Here is a 16,783-nt window from a genome sequence, read left to right as displayed (position 1 = left end):
GACTACATGTGCTTGAGCAAGGTTTATTAGTAACGGCTGGGGTAGCATTCTTAATTTCTGTTGCCCTTTCGCCATTGTTTATTCCATTTTTAAGAAAATTAAAGTTCGGACAGAGTATTCGTGATGAGGGACCGAAGTCACATCAAAAAAAATCAGGGACACCGACAATGGGTGGTATCGTCATATACGTATCTATGATGGTAACTTCACTTATTATGGCGATTAAGTTTAATTATTTAGGTGCAGAGGTTTCGTTATTACTATTAGTGACGTTTGGTTACGGATTGATTGGATTTTTAGATGACTACATAAAGGTAGTTAAGAAGAGAAATCTTGGTTTAACATCAAAGCAAAAATTAGTAGGTCAGCTTGTTATTGCTATTGCATTCTTTTTAATTGGAAAAGGGCAAGCGTTCCACACATACATCATGATTCCGGGAACGGATGTTAAGTTTGAATTAGGTTGGGCGTATTTCGTACTTGTACTATTTATGCTTATTGGTGGATCAAATGCAGTTAACTTAACTGACGGTTTAGATGGTTTATTATCAGGAACAGCTGCTATTGCATTTGGAGCATTTAGTATTATTGCTGTGGCACAAGAGCAATTTGGAGTAGCGATATTCTGTATGGCAGTTGTAGGAGCTGTACTTGGATTTTTAGTATTCAATGCGAATCCAGCAAAAGTGTTTATGGGAGATACAGGTTCATTAGCTTTAGGTGGAGCCATTGCAGCTGTAGCGATTTTATTAAAACAAGAATTGCTACTTGTAATTATTGGCGGAGTATTCGTAATGGAAACTTTATCGGTTATCATTCAGGTCATTTCATTTAAAACAACAGGAAAACGTGTCTTTAAAATGAGTCCATTACACCATCATTATGAATTATGCGGTTGGTCAGAGTGGCGTGTTGTTGTGACGTTTTGGTCTGCAGGATTTTTATTAGCTGTGTTAGGAATTTATATCGGGGTGTGGATGTAATTGAAAACTGTAACTGAATTTCAAAATAAGAATATTCTTGTATTGGGTATTGCAAAAAGTGGTTATGCAGCAGCTACATTGTTACAAAAGCTAGGGGCAAATGTTATTGTAAATGACGGAAAGCCTTTAGCAGAGAATGTACTTGCTGCAGAATTACAAGCAAAAGGAATGGACGTTGTATGCGGTGGTCATCCTTTAGAATTATTAGAGAGAAATATTTCTCTTGTAGTAAAAAATCCAGGAATCCCGTATTCTAATCCAATATTAGTTGCTGCGAAAGAAAAACAAATTCCGATTGTTACGGAAGTTGAATTAGCATATCGTATTTCAGAAGCACCATTTGTTGGGATTACGGGGTCTAACGGTAAAACGACGACGACAATGCTGACATTTGAAATGCTAAAAGAAGGACAAAAGCATCCTGTAATTGCAGGGAACATTGGAACTGTAGCGTGTGAAGTAGCACAGGATGCAAAAGAAAATGAAGTTGTAGTTACAGAACTTTCATCGTTTCAATTGATGGGAGTAGAATTGTTCCAACCTAAAATTGCTGCGTTTTTAAATTTATTTGAGGCCCACTTAGATTATCATGGGACGAAGAAAGAATATGGTTTAGCAAAAGCAAATATTTTTAAAAACCAAACAGAAAATGATTATAGTGTAATAAATGCGGATGATGCAGATGTGATGGCTTTGTCTGCGTATTCTAAAGGTCAAAAAATCCTGTTTTCGACAACGAAAGAAATTGAAGATGGTGCGTGTATAAAAGATAACGCTCTTTATTTCAAAGGTGAAAAAGTTGTTGAAGTAAGCGATATCGTTTTACCTGGTCAACATAATCTAGAAAATATTTTAGCTGCGATGAGTATTGCGAAATTATTAGGTACTTCTAATGAAGCAATTACGGTCGTGTTAAAACGTTTTACGGGTGTAAAACATCGTTTAGAATATGTAACAACGATTAACAACCGTAAGTTTTATAATGATTCAAAAGCAACGAATATGTTAGCGACTGAGAAAGCACTATCTGCGTTTACACAACCGATTGTGTTACTAGCAGGTGGGCTTGATCGCGGAAATGAATTCGATGATTTAATTCCGTATTTCAAAAATGTAAAAGCGATTGTAACATTTGGACAAACAGCTCCTAAACTAGTAAGAGCGGCAGAAAAAGCGGGATTAGATATAATTGAAAGTGTCGATACTTTAGATGAAGCAGTGGTGAAAGCTTATGCTCATTCTAAAGATGGTGATGTCGTTCTTCTTTCTCCAGCGTGTGCAAGCTGGGATCAATTTAAAACATTTGAAGAAAGAGGAGACATTTTTATACAAGCTGTGCATAAACTTATATAAAGTAAATCAAAACATCAGTAGGCTAACACCTACTGATGTTTTGTTACATAGGGCAAAAGGTTCTGCCTAAAGAGGTGGTGTTTGTGGGTAATGAAGAAAACGCCTGATTTTATGCTCATCATCGTAACACTTTCATTGTTGACAATCGGAATGATTATGGTTTATAGTGCGAGTGCAGTTTGGGCCTCTTATAAAATGGGGGACTCATTCTTTTTTGCAAAAAGACAATTACTGTTTGCGGGTCTTGGTGTAGTAGCTATGTTTTTTATTATGAAAATTGATTATTGGGTGTGGCGTACGTATTCAAAAGTGATTTTGCTAGTTTGCTTCATTCTTCTTATTCTCGTTCTTATTCCTGGAGTAGGTCTTGTTCGAGGAGGAGCACGAAGTTGGATTGGAATCGGAGCATTTTCGATTCAACCGTCAGAATTTATGAAGTTTGCGATGATTATTTTCTTGGCAAAGTTTTTAGCAGAACGGCAAAAATTGATTACATCTTTTAAACGTGGTTTATTACCGGCTCTTAGTTTTGTGTTTCTTGCTTTTGGGATGATTATGTTACAGCCAGACCTTGGGACAGGAACGGTAATGGTTGGGACATGTATCATTATGATATTCATTTCGGGAGCGAGGGTCTTTCACTTTGCAATGTTTGGTTTGATTGGTGTAGCAGGATTTGTAGGGTTAATTGCATCAGCACCGTATCGAATGAAACGCATTACATCATATTTAGATCCGTGGTCAGATCCGCTCGGGAGTGGATTTCAAATTATCCAATCATTACTTGCAATTGGACCTGGTGGATTATTTGGGCTTGGACTTGGACAAAGTAGACAAAAATTTCTTTATTTACCTGAACCACAAACTGACTTTATATTTGCGATCTTATCCGAGGAATTAGGTTTTATTGGTGGTTCATTTGTGTTATTATTATTTAGTCTATTATTATGGCGCGGGATTCGTATCGCATTAGGAGCGCCAGATTTATATGGTACGTTTTTAGCAGTAGGTATTGTGGCGATGATTGCGATTCAAGTAATGATTAATGTTGGTGTTGTAACAGGACTGATGCCTGTTACGGGTATTACCTTGCCGTTTTTAAGTTATGGTGGATCAAGTTTGACATTAATGTTAATGGCAGTAGGTGTATTATTAAATATAAGTCGCCATTCTCGCTACTAAACCCTGTTTATAAGACAGGGTTTTTCGTATGTGTGTAAAAATGCAATATGTATATAGAAATAAATATAATGGAAATAAGAAAAGAGAAGCGGAGGAGTTAGTAGTGCGTGTATTAGTGAGTGGTGGGGGTACTGGTGGTCATATTTATCCAGCTCTTGCTTTAATTAGAGAAATAAAAAAGTTAAATCCAGAAGCAAGATTTTTATATATTGGTACGGAAAATGGACTAGAGAGTACAATCGTTCCAAAAGCAGGTATACCATTTCAATCTATTGTTATAAGTGGATTTAAACGAAAAATATCATTAGATAATGTGAAAACAGTAATGCGTTTTCTAAAAGGTGTACAGGATAGTAAACGATATATTCGTCGTTTTAATCCGGATATCGTAATTGGAACGGGTGGATATGTATGTGGACCAGTTGTATACGCTGCAGCCAAATTAGGTATTCCAACTATTGTACATGAACAAAATAGTGTACCAGGTGTAACGAACAAGTTTTTAAGCCGTTATGTTGATAAAGTTGCTGTTTGTTTTGAAGCAGCTATAGAGCATTTTCCAGAGTCAAAAGTGGTAATGACAGGTAATCCACGAGCATCAGAGGTAATGGATCAAAATGGAATGAAGGGGAAACGTTCAGTTGGGCTTTCTCTTCCTAAAAAGTCTGTACTTATATTTGGTGGAAGTCGTGGGGCTAGACCGATTAACGATGCCTTCGTTGAAGCAATTGAACAGTTTGGGAACAAAAGCTACGAAATACTATATGTAACAGGTGAAGTACATTATGACAAAGTGATGGAAGCCGTGAAGCAAAAAGGGAACCCAAGCAATGTTATTATTAAGCCGTTCATTCATAATATGCCAGAGGTACTAACTGGTGTAGACCTTGTTGTTTCAAGGGCTGGGGCAACAACACTTGCAGAATTAACAGCGTTAGGAAAACCAAGTGTGTTAATACCGAGTCCGTATGTAACAAATAATCATCAGGAAAAGAATGCACGTTCAGTTGTTGATAAAGGAGCGGCAAAAATGTTACTAGAAAAAGATTTAACAGCTGAAACGCTTATTCGTGATATTGATGAGATTTTATTAGATGCACAAACATTACAAAATATGAAGCTAGCTGCTAAGCAACTAGGTATTCCAGATGCAGCAAATAAGCTGTATGAAGTAATGAATAAGCTTGTAAAAAAATAAAGTGAGGCTTTAATCAGCGGGGAGTGATTCTCTCTCGTTGATTATTACCTTTCACTAATCGGATGTTTACTGGTATCCTCATTCCGCCTAATTTCTTTATTATCGCCTAATTTTGATTTAGGAGCTGTACTGCCCGTAAATAGAGGGATAACGTTAGGTGAATGCCCTGCATATTATTGTCATAAGGAGACTTAATATGGGGGAGATTGTCTATGGAACAATTAGTAAATGAGCTTATAGAAGCAGACGTTGGTCGTGTTTTAGTTAACGAGCCGTTAGCACGTTATACAACTATGAAAATAGGTGGACCAGCGGATATTTTAATTGTGCCAAAGCATGTAGCCGGTATTGAAAAAACATTACAGTTAGTAAAACAATACAAAACGAAGTGGACTGTAATTGGTCGCGGTTCAAACCTTCTTGTATCTGATCAAGGCATAGAAGGTGTTGTTATTCGTTTAGGAGAAGGATTAGATCACTTAGAGGTCGAAAAACATAAGGTAAGAGTTGGTAGTGGATATCCTCTTATTAAATTGTCAACTTTACTTAGTCGTCAAGGGTTAGCTGGATTGGAGTTTGCAAGCGGTATTCCAGGAAGTGTCGGTGGTGCAGTATATATGAATGCAGGTGCACATAAATCGGATATATCGAGTGTATTATCGAAGGCTCTCATTCTGTTTGAAGACGGTACAATTGACTGGTTAACGAATAAAGAACTGGAGTTTTCTTATCGGGCATCTGTATTGCAAACGAAACGTCCTGGTATTGTTTTAGAGGCGGTGTTTCAATTACAGGCGGGAAAACGTGAAGAAATTGTACGTAGCATGCAAAATAATAAAGATTACCGCCGTGAAACGCAACCATGGAATCACCCGTGTGCAGGAAGTGTATTTCGGAATCCAATCCCACATTTTGCAGGAGATTTAGTAGAAAAAGCAGGGCTTCGTGGTTATAGGATTGGTGGAGCTCAAATTTCTGAAATGCATGGCAATTTTATTGTTAATACCGGGGGAGCTTCAGCGCAAGATGTATTGTCTTTAATTGAATTAATAAAACATACAATTAAGGATAAATTTGATGTAGATATGCACACAGAAGTAGAAATCATTGGAAGATAACGGTTATTCGTTCCGCTCATTATCATTTATGTTATAATAAGAAGATAAGAACGGCATGAGGAACATGCCGTTCTTTATGTTACATAGGGGGATCGTACATGAATAATAGTAAAGTGATTAAACTACAAGATCGTGTACCAAAATTGAAAAATCAAAAGAAAAAAAACAAAAAAAATGTTAATCATCGATTGATTTTATACATATCAATTTTATTTTTATTAGTGCTCTTTTTAATTTATTTTCGGTCTCCGCTTAGTAATATAAAAAAGATTAGTGTGTTTGGAAATCACTATATGACGGATGAACAAGTAATGAAGGATTCAGGCGTGACATATGATACAAGTTATTTCCGAGTGACAGCACATAAAGCTGAAGAAAACTTAACGAAGCGAAAAGAAATTAAAGCAGTAAATGTAAAAAAACGTTTTCCAAACAATATTGATATTCATATCGAAGAATATGTAACGATTGGTTATATAAATAAAGAGGGAAAATTACAACCGTTATTAGAGAATGGAAAAACACTTGATGTACTACCTAATGGAAAACTTCCTGTTGCAGCACCGATTTTCGAACCTTTTAAAGAAGAGAAAATGAAGGAGTTAATCGCTGAACTAGAAAAATTAACACCAGCTATTTTAAAATCTATTTCGGAGATTCGCTATTCACCAACGAATGCGAATGAAGATCATCTTACTTTATATATGAATGAAGGTTATGAAGTGAGCACTACAATTCAAAATTTCGCAAAACGTATGGAAGCCTATCCGCTTATTTTAAAAACAATTGAGCCAGGTAAGAAGGTATTAATTGACTTAGAAGTAGGTGCATATACGAAAGAATTAGGTGCAGAAGAAAAAAAAGAATAGAATGGTAGTTTTCGTTACTTATAGCAGAAAAAACGAAACGAATGTTCTATTATGTGTATACGAATTTAGAAGAATGGTTCATTTGATGAAAAATATGTAAAAATTCTTAGATTCATACTAGTATTGGTACAAGTTTCACTTTTCTATGAGTACATCTTAGTGTAGACTTATACTTGGCGGTAAACTTTACACTCGAAATAGAATTATTTCAAGATAAGCAGTTATTCATAGTTTACTGCGATATTCTTAATTGAATGCTAAATAAAAATAAGAAAAATATAGGGTTAAAAAAGGGAAACGTATAAAGACGTTGAATATTTTTCTTATAAATAGTAAAGTTGCGATTGTTGTTCCATATATTGAGTTGTATGGTATAAATAAAGAAGGAGGTGCCAAAGAATGAACAGCAATGAAATATATGTTAGTCTTGACATCGGTACATCCAATGTTAAAGTCATCATTGGTGAAATGGTTAATGACAGCTTAAACATTATTGGTGTTGGAAATGTAAAATCAAATGGTTTAAAGAAGGGATCGATAGTTGATATAGACGAGACTGTTCGATCAATTAAAAAAGCAATTGAACAAGCTGAGCGCATGGTGGGAATCCACATTGAGCAAGTTGTAGTAGGTGTCAATGCAAACCAGGTACAGCTACTTCCTTGTCACGGAGTAGTCGCTGTTTCAAATGAAGATCGTGAAATCGGGAATGAAGATGTCTTACGCGTTCTAGATGCAGCACAAGTTGTGTCAATTGCTCCAGAACGTGAGTTTATTGATGTGGTACCTCGACAGTTCATCGTAGACGGTCTTGACGAGATTAACGATCCACGCGGGATGATCGGTGTAAGATTAGAAATGGAAGGTACACTTATTACAGGCTCGAGAACTTTACTACATAACCTACTTCGTTGTGTAGAAAAAGCAGGTCTTGAAATTGTTGATATTTGTCTTCAACCTTTAGCGGCTGCAACAGTTGCAATATCTTCAGATGAAAAAAATAGAGGAGTAGCCCTTGTTGATATGGGGGGAGGATCTACAACTTTATCTATTTTTAAAGATGGAGAGTTACAAGCGACGAGCGTATTACCATTAGGTGGAGACCATATAACGAAAGATATTGCGATTGGGTTGAAAACTTCAACAGAAAATGCAGATCAAATTAAGTTGAAATATGGACATGCTTTTTATGATACAGCATCTGAAGAAGAGATGTTTACGGTTCCTATTATGGGAAGTGATCAAACAGAACAATATTCTCAGTTGGAATTATCGGATATAATAGAGGCTCGTGTAGAGGAAATTTTAATGTTTGTTCAAGATGAAGTGCGTAAGTTAGGAGTAAAGCAAGTGGCTTCTGGTTATGTACTAACTGGCGGAATTGCTTCTATGCCAGGTGTTCTTGATCTTGCATATGATATTTTACATGAAAATGTTCGTGTAGCAACTCCTGATTATATTGGTGTGCGTGAGCCCCAATATACAAGTGGAGTTGGATTAATTAAACATTCTTATCAAAAAGCTAAATTACGTGGGAAAAATGTGCAGGAAAAGCAAGAGCATTTTGAACCAGTACCAGCACCAGCACCAACGCCGGTACAACAGCAACCCACGAAACAAAAAACTCGTAATCAAAACAATAATAATCAAAATGATGACCGCATGATGTCAAAAGTAAAACGTGTATTCCGTTATTTATGGGATTAAAATTGGACACGAAAAATGAGGTTCTAGGGGGATTTCGACATGTTAGAGTTTGATACTACTCAAGATCAATTAGCGAATATAAAAGTTATCGGTGTCGGCGGTGGCGGAAACAATGCTGTAAACCGTATGATTGAACACGGTGTACAAGGTGTAGACTTTATCGCTGTGAACACTGATGCACAAGCATTAAATCTATCAAAAGCTGAAACAAAAATGCAAATTGGTGGAAAATTAACGCGTGGACTTGGTGCAGGCGCAAACCCTGAAGTAGGGAAAAAAGCTGCAGAAGAAAGTAAAGAACAGATCCAAGAAGCACTTCGTGGTGCGGATATGGTCTTCGTAACTGCCGGTATGGGCGGTGGAACTGGAACTGGTGCAGCTCCAGTTGTTGCTCAAGTTGCAAAAGAATTAGGTGCTTTAACAGTAGGTGTTGTAACACGTCCATTTACTTTTGAAGGACGTAAGCGTGCGACGCAAGCAGCATCTGGTATTGCAGCATTTAAAGAAAATGTAGATACTCTTATTGTAATTCCAAACGATCGCTTATTAGAGATTGTTGATAAAAATACGCCAATGTTAGAAGCATTCCGTGAAGCTGATAACGTATTACGTCAAGGTGTTCAAGGTATTTCGGATTTAATTGCAACGCCAGGTTTAATTAACTTAGACTTTGCAGACGTAAAGACAATTATGTCTAATAGAGGTTCTGCTTTAATGGGTATTGGTTCTGGTAATGGGGAAAATCGTGCTGCAGAAGCTGCGAAAAAAGCGATTTCTAGCCCATTACTAGAAACATCTATTGATGGAGCTCAAGGTGTTATCATGAACATTACGGGTGGCGCTAACTTAAGCTTATATGAAGTACAAGAAGCGGCAGACATCGTAGCTTCAGCTTCAGATCCAGAAGTAAATATGATCTTCGGTTCTGTTATTAACGAAGGATTAAAAGATGATATCGTTGTAACTGTAATTGCAACTGGTTTTGATGATAGCATTGCAACTCAACCACCAAAACCAATTATTCGTCCGAATGCGAACCACACGCAACAACAGCAACAACCAGTAGCTCAACCTTCAAAACAGCGTGAAGTAAAACGTGAAATGAAGCGTGAAGAGCCAGTTGTACATGAGCGTCATTCAGATTCAGATGATATCGATATTCCAGCATTTTTACGTAACCGTCGTAGACGATAAAAAAAGGAGCTTTCATGCTCCTTTTTGTTTTTTATGGAAAAGACCTGCTAAGCAGGTCTTTTTTTTTATTTCGTATATTTCAATATATTTTGTTTGTGAAAATAAGAGTATATCATTCTATGAATTTGTACTTTTATTTTTTACCGACAGATTATGTCTAGAAATCACAAAATAACAAAAAAACACCTCCGCAAATTGACACACTTTCCTATTGGATATGCATTATACTAGTCTCAACTTGAAAAAAGAGGTGAATTGTTTGGTTGTTTACGCCGACGTTGTTTGGTTGTTAAACGCCTGCATTGATTTTCTTTTGCTTTTATTAACAGCTACCGTGTTAAAAAAGAAAATCAAAAGATGGAGGCTTGTGTTAGGGGCATTTATAGGTTCAACTATTGTTATTTTTGCCTTTACTCCTTTTGCTTCTATGATGACACATCCAATTATGAAACTACTGTACTCGTTACTTATTGTGTATACAGCATTTGGGTTTACAACATTTAGAAATTATGCACAAACTGTTTTTACTTTTTACTTTGTAACCTTTATGGTTGGCGGAGGATTAATTGGAACTCATTTCTTTTTGCAAACGAATGAAATGGTAAATGGATTGGTTCAATCTCAGTCAATTTCTTACGGTGATCCAATTAGTTGGTTATTTGTTATTTTTGGTTTTCCAGTAATTTATTATTTTTCTAAAAAGCGTATTGAAAGCGTAGAGGTCACGAAAATACACTATGATCAAATTGTGAAAGTAAAAATTCAATTAGCCGAAGAAGAACTAGAACTCGCAGGTCTTATTGACAGTGGGAACCAACTTTATGACCCATTAACAAAAACACCTGTTATGATTATGCATGTTTCATCATTAGAACATTGCTTACCATCTTGGTTAACAGAACAAATTTATTCCAAAACAGAAATTCCTCAAATACCAGAAAATGATTCTGGTTGGGCGACCAAATTACGCTTAATTCCTTTCCGTGCAGTAGGAGTAGAGAGTCAATTTTTGTGGGCAATTAAGCCTGACAGTGTGCAAGTTGACCATGAAGGTAGTTCTATTGTTGTAAACAAAGTATTAATTGGATTAAATACACAACAGCTGTCTACTAATGGGGAGTATCAATGTATTGTGCATCCAAAAATGTTGATTTCGCAAAAAATGGTGATCGCTTAATAAATGAGAGGCGGGATAATATGATGAAATTAAAATTTTATTTAGTATACCTTTGGTATAAAGTATTGCTGAAATTAGGAATTAAGACCGATGAAATTTATTATATTGGTGGAAGTGAAGCGTTGCCACCACCGTTAACAAAAGAAGAAGAGGAAGTTCTTTTGAATAAATTGCCAAAAGGAGATCAGGCAGCAAGGTCATTACTTATTGAACGTAACTTAAGGCTCGTTGTATATATAGCAAGAAAGTTTGAAAATACAGGGATAAATATTGAAGATTTGATTAGTATAGGAACAATCGGCCTTATTAAAGCGGTAAATACATTTAATCCAGAAAAGAAAATAAAATTAGCAACATATGCATCGCGTTGTATAGAAAATGAAATTTTAATGCATTTACGTCGAAATAACAAAAATCGTTCGGAAGTTTCTTTTGATGAACCACTAAACATTGATTGGGATGGGAATGAACTGTTATTGTCTGACGTGTTAGGTACAGATGATGATATTATTACAAAAGATTTAGAAGCTACTGTAGATCGTCACCTTTTAATGAAAGCATTACACCAATTAAATGATCGTGAAAAACAAATTATGGAACTTCGGTTTGGGCTTGCTGGAGGAGAGGAAAAGACGCAAAAAGATGTGGCGGATATGCTTGGGATTTCACAGTCATACATTTCGCGTTTAGAAAAAAGAATTATAAAAAGATTACGAAAAGAATTTAATAAAATGGTGTGAAGAATAAGACCAGCCGTTATGTAGGCTGGTCTTATTCTATTTAGTTGTATTAGGAAAGATAATTTAAATAAAAAATCGTGAAAAAACCACATGCATAAAATCCCCTTCAAAGGAAATACTTTACACTGTACAGCAACTCCCGATAGGAGGGAACACTTTGACGAGAAACAAAGTAGAAATTTGCGGTGTTGATACAGCTAAACTTCCAGTATTAAAAAATGATGAAATGCGTAAATTATTTCGTGAAATGCAAAGTGGAGAGATAAGCGCAAGAGAAAAATTAGTGAATGGAAACTTACGTCTTGTACTGAGCGTCATCCAAAGATTTAATAACAGAGGAGAATATGTTGACGATTTATTTCAAGTTGGTTGCATCGGACTTATGAAATCAATTGATAATTTTGATTTAGGCCAAAATGTAAAATTTTCAACGTATGCTGTGCCGATGATTATTGGGGAAATACGCAGATATTTGCGTGATAATAATCCGATTCGCGTATCGCGCTCATTGCGAGATATTGCGTATAAAGCTTTGCAAGTAAGAGAAAAATTGATTGCAGAAAATTCAAAAGAACCAACAGCAATGGATATTGCAAAAGTGCTAGAAGTAACTCATGAAGAGATAGTATTTGCTTTAGATGCGATTCAAGATCCAGTTTCATTATTTGAACCGATTTATAATGATGGGGGAGATCCTATCTTTGTTATGGATCAGTTAAGTGATGAAAAACAAAAGGACGAGCAGTGGGTTGAAGAATTAGCATTGAAAGAAGGAATGAAGCGTTTAAATGATAGAGAGAAAATGATTATTAGAAAACGTTTCTTCCAAGGAAAGACACAGATGGAAGTTGCAGAAGAAATTGGGATTTCCCAAGCGCAAGTATCACGTTTAGAGAAGTCAGCTATTAAACAAATGAATAAAACGATTCAAGGATAAGGTCTCACCAATTATGGTGAGACCTTTTTATATGTAATATGGTTTGTGCTCATAGTAGGGGATTAGTGTTCATATAATGAAACTAGCATGGTGTTTCGTATAGATGGCTTCCTGTAAATATGAGAAACAGTTTCCAATTTGTCATATAAGGGAGAGGATAAAAATGGTGATACGAATTTCAGAGTTACAGATGAAGGATGTTATAAATATTTCAGATGGAAAAAGGATTGGGAATATTGGAGATATTGAAATTGATATGAACACAGGGCAAGTTTGTTCTGTTATTATTTCCAAACAGACACGTATGCTAGGTATTTTTGGAAAAGATGTTGAGATTGTAATTCCTTGGAAGGAAATTGTGAAAATTGGGGAGGATGTCATACTTGTAAGAGTAAATCCTGTTAATTCTGTAACAGAATCAATACAAACACCGACAATTTCATAAAGAATATTACAAATTCCTCTTTTTTTTCTGTTAGGATTATGAAAAAATAAAAGTATGGTAAAATAGACAGGAAGTACCATGCTTTTTTCTGTTATTTTAATTAAAAGGAGCCGCTTTATTATGAGAGAACCATTTAAATATGTGGACGGTATACTGTATTTACAAGCGTGGAAAGAACTTGGAAACATTACTGCTGGATTTACGACAAAAGATGGTGGGATAAGTACGGGCTCCTTTCATGCGATGAATTTAGGATTACATGTGAATGATATCGTGGAGAACGTTCATGAAAACAGACGCATTTTAGCAAATAAGTTACAAAAACCATTAGAAAACTGGATTTGCTCTGAACAAGTTCATGCTCATCATGTTGAAAAAGTAGGGCAACAGGAAAAGGGAAGTGGTGTCTATTCATATGAGGACGGCATTTCAAAAACAGATGGCATTTATACGAGTAATGAAGATGTTCTGTTAACGTCTTGTTACGCGGATTGTGTTCCGCTCTATTTTTATGCACCATCACATGGTATGATAGGACTTGCGCATGCTGGATGGAAAGGCACTGTACAAGAGATTGCAAAGGAAATGATTCAAAAGTGGAATGCAGAAGGTATTTCAAGTGATGAAATTCATGTTGCAATTGGGCCGTCGATCGGATCTTGTTGTTATGTTGTGGATGATCGTGTATTAACAGCAGCACAGGAAGTAGTTAGCGGTGCTGTTCCTCATCAAAAAATTTCTGACGGGCAGTACGCAATTAATTTAAAAGAAATTAATCGTATATTATGTGTACAAGCAGGCATAAAAGAAGAGCATATTGTAATGTCATCTCTTTGTACAAGCTGTGAAGAGCAACTATTTTTCTCTCATCGTCGTGATCAAGGTAAGACAGGAAGAATGTTGAGTTTCATAGGTTTTAAGGAGGAAGGAAGCAAGTGACAGTACAAGAAAATTTAGTAATTGTAAACGAAGCTATTAAAGAATCTTGCGCTCGAGCTGGACGTTCGTTGCAAGATATTAAACTTGTTGCAGTTACAAAAACTGTAGGGATTGAAAAAACAAACGAAGTAATTGAAGCTGGAATTATCGATTTAGGTGAAAATAGAAATGAAGGTTTCTTACAGAAATACGAGCATTTCGGTTCAAAAGTTAATTGGCACTTTATTGGCTCATTACAAACGAGAAAAGTAAAAGAAATCATTAATGAAATTGATTATTTACATTCGTTAGATCGTCTTTCGCTGGCGAAAGAAATTCAGAAACGTGCTGATAAGAAAGTGAAATGCTTTATTCAAGTGAAAACCTCATCTGAAGAATCGAAGCAAGGATTGGCAATAGAAGAGGTTGTTTCTTTTATTCAAAGTTTGCAAGAATTCGATAAAATTGAAGTGGTTGGACTAATGACGATGGCTCCATTTACAGAAGAAGAGGAAGAAATCAGACGCTGTTTTAAGGAATTACGTATGCTGCAAACAGAGGTGCAGGAGCTAGAGTTATTACATGCGCCATGTAAAGAATTATCAATGGGAATGTCCAATGATTACACAATTGCAATTGAAGAAGGGGCTACATATATTCGTTTGGGAACGATTTTAGTAGGAAAAGCGTAAAAGGAAGGAGAATCTTATTATGAGTTGGTCAAAAGTAAAATACTTCTTTTTTGATACACCGGAAGAAAAAGAAGCAGCTCAATATGGTTATGAAAAGGAGCAAACAGACATGAAAAAGCAGCAAGATCCACCAGAACAACAAGACGTTACGTTTCCGAAAGCGCAACCGAAGCAAAATGTTGTGAGTATTGAAACAGCAAAACAATCTTCAAAAGTTGTTTTATTAGAACCACGCACATATTCGGAAGCACAAGGGATTGCGGACCACTTAAAAGGTAGACGAGCTGTTGTAATTAATTTGCAGAGAATGTCTACTGATCAAGCGGTACGTATCGTTGACTTTTTAAGTGGTACTGTATACGCTATAGGCGGGGACATTCAAAAAATAGGACCGAAAACATTTATGTGTACACCTGAAAATGTAGATATTGTTGGTGCGATTTCAGAGTTATTCGGTGAAGAAGAAGAAACAAATATAAAGAGGTGGTAATACGCCATGACAACAGTTTTTATAGTGTTAAGTTATGCTATCGAGATTTACTCGTGGGCACTTATTATTTACATTCTCCTATCATGGTTTCCTGGTGCAAAGGAATCAGCTTTTGGAGAGTTCCTGGCACGTATTTGTGAACCGTATTTAGAACCATTCCGCCGCTTTATTCCGCCGCTTGGAATGATTGATATTTCTCCAATCGTTGCGATCTTTGCGTTGAAACTTGCTAAAACTGGTTTGTTCAGTTTATTAAGCTATTTCTTATAGTAAGAAGGTAAATACATGAGCATCTACGAACATTTTAGGCCTGATGAGGAGGTCTTTGTGGATAAAGTGCTAGAGTGGAAGCGAGCGGCGGAATACCATCAAGTGAAGTTAACGGATTTTCTTGATCCTAGGCAACAACAAATTGTTTCTATGGTAATAGGACAAGGTGATGTTGCTGTGCAATTTGGTGGTGCAACGCCTAATGCAGAGCGTAAAAGAGCACTTATTTATCCAGACTATCTAGAATTAAATGAAGAAGAATTTCAAGTAGAAGTATTAGAAATTGACTATCCTTCCAAGTTTTATACGCTAGAACATAGGCAAATATTAGGTACATTTATGTCTCTTGGTTTAACAAGAGAAAAATGTGGTGATATTTTGCTGCAAGAAAATCGTGCCCAAATTGTAGTTGCGAAAGAAATTGTATCGTATATTGAGATGAACTTACAATCAATAGGGAAAGTAAAAGTCTCTTTAGCGTCAGTGCAAGGAGAACAAATTCTACAGATAGATGAAACGTGGGGAGAGAAATCTGGAACGGTTTCTTCACTTCGTTTAGATGTTATGTTAGCTGAAATGTTACATTTATCTAGACAGAAAGTACAACCTTTCATAAAAAATGGTTTAGTAAAAGTCAATTGGAAAACAGTGGAGCAAACTTCTTATGAATGCTATCCAGGAGATGTTTTTTCTGTTAGAGGATATGGCCGAAGTAAATTATTTTCTGTAGAAGGTAGAACAAAACGCGACAAATGGAGAATTTTGTATGGTATACTAAAATGATTGGTTTTTTAGAAGGAAATCCTCCTATTTTGTCGAAGAAAAGATATAATTGAAAGAGGAAATTTAGATAACTACTTGGAGGTGGCGTTGTGCCGTTAACACCATTAGATATTCATAACAAAGAATTTGGTCGCGGATTCCGTGGCTATGATGAAGATCAAGTAAATGAGTTTCTTGATCAAATTATCAAAGATTATGAATTGGTCATTCGTGAGAAAAAAGCTTTAGAAGAAAAAGTTGCGCAGTTAGAAGGGAAGTTAGATCATTTCTCTAATATTGAAGATACGTTAAACAAATCTATCGTCGTTGCACAAGAAGCAGCGGAAGAAGTAAAACGTAATGCGCAAAAAGAAGCGAAATTAATTGTGCGTGAAGCTGAAAAGAATGCTGATCGTATTATTAACGAAGCATTAGTAAAATCAAGAAAAGTTGCTTTTGATATTGAAGAGCTAAAGAAACAAGCGAAAGTATTCCGAACTCGTTTCCGTATGTTATTAGAAACACAGCTTGAGATGTTAAACAACGATGATTGGGATAAACTAATTGAATTAGAAGACGAAGTAGATGAACTGTTGAAAAAAGAAGAAACAGTGTAAGCTTGACGTTTTTCTCATTATTACATATAATTTTAAACAACATATTTATTAAGAAAAACGAAGATAGGGATAAGTACCTTTTCAAACCTTATATAGCGAACTGAGGATGGTGTAAGCTCAGGATAAGGAGA

18 protein-coding genes and 1 other annotated feature (1 of these 19 cut by a window edge) are annotated in these 16,783 nt (G+C 35.9%); all 18 genes read left to right on the top strand.

Features of this window, described 5'->3' with window-relative positions:
• The first annotated feature begins 8 nt into the window (after positions 1-8).
• The 18 genes from mraY (at position 9) to divIVA (ending at position 16,652) form a co-directional block, all read left to right on the top strand.
• Positions 9-983: a phospho-N-acetylmuramoyl-pentapeptide-transferase gene (gene mraY / locus NST90_RS18370; RefSeq protein WP_000893060.1), complete on the top strand. Its 975-nt coding sequence runs from the start codon at positions 9-11 to the stop codon at positions 981-983.
• Positions 984-2,336: a UDP-N-acetylmuramoyl-L-alanine--D-glutamate ligase gene (murD, locus tag NST90_RS18365; protein ID WP_000860116.1), complete on the top strand. Its 1,353-nt coding sequence runs from the start codon at positions 984-986 to the stop codon at positions 2,334-2,336. It begins immediately after the preceding gene.
• Between the two features lie 90 nt (positions 2,337-2,426).
• Positions 2,427-3,518, top strand: coding sequence for a stage V sporulation protein E (gene spoVE / locus NST90_RS18360; RefSeq protein ID WP_000753524.1), 1,092 nt, complete (start codon positions 2,427-2,429; stop codon positions 3,516-3,518).
• 103 nt (positions 3,519-3,621) lie between these two features.
• Entirely contained in the window at positions 3,622-4,716 is a 1,095-nt protein-coding gene (gene murG / locus NST90_RS18355) for an undecaprenyldiphospho-muramoylpentapeptide beta-N-acetylglucosaminyltransferase (protein ID WP_025709060.1), read from the top strand.
• 212 nt (positions 4,717-4,928) lie between these two features.
• Complete coding sequence (gene murB / locus NST90_RS18350) at positions 4,929-5,834, top strand: UDP-N-acetylmuramate dehydrogenase (protein WP_000437024.1); 906 nt, start codon at positions 4,929-4,931, stop codon at positions 5,832-5,834.
• 98 nt (positions 5,835-5,932) lie between these two features.
• Entirely contained in the window at positions 5,933-6,703 is a 771-nt protein-coding gene (divIB, locus tag NST90_RS18345; protein WP_001065794.1) for a cell division protein DivIB, read from the top strand.
• A 399-nt stretch (positions 6,704-7,102) separates the two neighbouring features.
• Positions 7,103-8,410, top strand: a complete 1,308-nt coding sequence (gene ftsA / locus NST90_RS18340) for a cell division protein FtsA (protein WP_001087558.1) — start codon at positions 7,103-7,105, stop codon at positions 8,408-8,410.
• A gap of 39 nt (positions 8,411-8,449) precedes the next feature.
• Positions 8,450-9,604, top strand: coding sequence for a cell division protein FtsZ (ftsZ, locus tag NST90_RS18335; RefSeq protein WP_000888984.1), 1,155 nt, complete (start codon positions 8,450-8,452; stop codon positions 9,602-9,604).
• 259 nt (positions 9,605-9,863) lie between these two features.
• Positions 9,864-10,781 carry a sigma-E processing peptidase SpoIIGA gene (gene spoIIGA, locus NST90_RS18330; RefSeq protein ID WP_000261975.1) on the top strand — a complete coding sequence of 306 codons (918 nt, stop codon included), beginning with the start codon at positions 9,864-9,866 and terminating at the stop codon, positions 10,779-10,781.
• Between the two features lie 20 nt (positions 10,782-10,801).
• A complete protein-coding gene (sigE, locus tag NST90_RS18325) occupies positions 10,802-11,521 on the top strand; it encodes an RNA polymerase sporulation sigma factor SigE (RefSeq protein WP_000976948.1) in 720 nt (239 codons plus the stop codon).
• Positions 11,522-11,678: 157 nt separating this feature from the next.
• A complete protein-coding gene (sigG, locus tag NST90_RS18320) occupies positions 11,679-12,458 on the top strand; it encodes an RNA polymerase sporulation sigma factor SigG (RefSeq protein ID WP_000197753.1) in 780 nt (259 codons plus the stop codon).
• A 163-nt stretch (positions 12,459-12,621) separates the two neighbouring features.
• Entirely contained in the window at positions 12,622-12,903 is a 282-nt protein-coding gene (locus NST90_RS18315; protein WP_000236750.1) for a YlmC/YmxH family sporulation protein, read from the top strand.
• A gap of 120 nt (positions 12,904-13,023) precedes the next feature.
• On the top strand, positions 13,024-13,842 hold the full coding sequence (gene pgeF / locus NST90_RS18310) for a peptidoglycan editing factor PgeF (RefSeq protein WP_001209008.1): 819 nt from the start codon (positions 13,024-13,026) through the stop codon (positions 13,840-13,842).
• Entirely contained in the window at positions 13,839-14,513 is a 675-nt protein-coding gene (locus tag NST90_RS18305; protein ID WP_000218005.1) for a YggS family pyridoxal phosphate-dependent enzyme, read from the top strand. The genes pgeF and NST90_RS18305 overlap by 4 nt, the downstream gene beginning before the upstream one ends.
• A gap of 19 nt (positions 14,514-14,532) precedes the next feature.
• A complete protein-coding gene (locus tag NST90_RS18300; RefSeq protein WP_000119129.1) occupies positions 14,533-15,003 on the top strand; it encodes a cell division protein SepF in 471 nt (156 codons plus the stop codon).
• Positions 15,004-15,009: 6 nt separating this feature from the next.
• Complete coding sequence (locus NST90_RS18295; RefSeq protein ID WP_000214232.1) at positions 15,010-15,273, top strand: YggT family protein; 264 nt, start codon at positions 15,010-15,012, stop codon at positions 15,271-15,273.
• Between the two features lie 15 nt (positions 15,274-15,288).
• Positions 15,289-16,056: an RNA-binding protein gene (locus tag NST90_RS18290; RefSeq protein ID WP_002164454.1), complete on the top strand. Its 768-nt coding sequence runs from the start codon at positions 15,289-15,291 to the stop codon at positions 16,054-16,056.
• Positions 16,057-16,145: 89 nt separating this feature from the next.
• Entirely contained in the window at positions 16,146-16,652 is a 507-nt protein-coding gene (gene divIVA / locus NST90_RS18285) for a septum site-determining protein DivIVA (RefSeq protein ID WP_001131611.1), read from the top strand.
• Between the two features lie 51 nt (positions 16,653-16,703).
• Positions 16,704-16,783: a binding site (T-box leader), on the top strand (it continues 144 nt past the right edge of the window).

This window comes from Bacillus sp. FSL E2-8900, assembly GCF_037966225.1.
GTDB classification, from domain to species: Bacteria; Bacillota; Bacilli; order Bacillales; family Bacillaceae_G; genus Bacillus_A; species Bacillus_A cereus.
Note: the sequence above shows the minus strand (reverse complement) of the source record. Positions and strands in the feature narration are given on the sequence as shown.

Bases quoted from the DNA above. Each gene is read 5' to 3' on its own strand.
- NST90_RS18315 (WP_000236750.1), top strand. From the start codon at position 12,622: ATGGTGATACGAATTTCAGAGTTACAGATGAAGGATGTTATAAATATT.
- pgeF (WP_001209008.1), top strand. From the start codon at position 13,024: ATGAGAGAACCATTTAAATATGTGGACGGTATACTGTATTTACAAGCG.
- ftsZ (WP_000888984.1), top strand. From the start codon at position 8,450: ATGTTAGAGTTTGATACTACTCAAGATCAATTAGCGAATATAAAAGTT.
- NST90_RS18300 (WP_000119129.1), top strand. From the start codon at position 14,533: ATGAGTTGGTCAAAAGTAAAATACTTCTTTTTTGATACACCGGAAGAA.
- NST90_RS18295 (WP_000214232.1), top strand. From the start codon at position 15,010: ATGACAACAGTTTTTATAGTGTTAAGTTATGCTATCGAGATTTACTCG.
- sigE (WP_000976948.1), top strand. From the start codon at position 10,802: ATGATGAAATTAAAATTTTATTTAGTATACCTTTGGTATAAAGTATTG.
- spoVE (WP_000753524.1), top strand. From the start codon at position 2,427: ATGAAGAAAACGCCTGATTTTATGCTCATCATCGTAACACTTTCATTG.
- NST90_RS18290 (WP_002164454.1), top strand. From the start codon at position 15,289: ATGAGCATCTACGAACATTTTAGGCCTGATGAGGAGGTCTTTGTGGAT.
- ftsA (WP_001087558.1), top strand. From the start codon at position 7,103: ATGAACAGCAATGAAATATATGTTAGTCTTGACATCGGTACATCCAAT.
- divIB (WP_001065794.1), top strand. From the start codon at position 5,933: ATGAATAATAGTAAAGTGATTAAACTACAAGATCGTGTACCAAAATTG.
- murB (WP_000437024.1), top strand. From the start codon at position 4,929: ATGGAACAATTAGTAAATGAGCTTATAGAAGCAGACGTTGGTCGTGTT.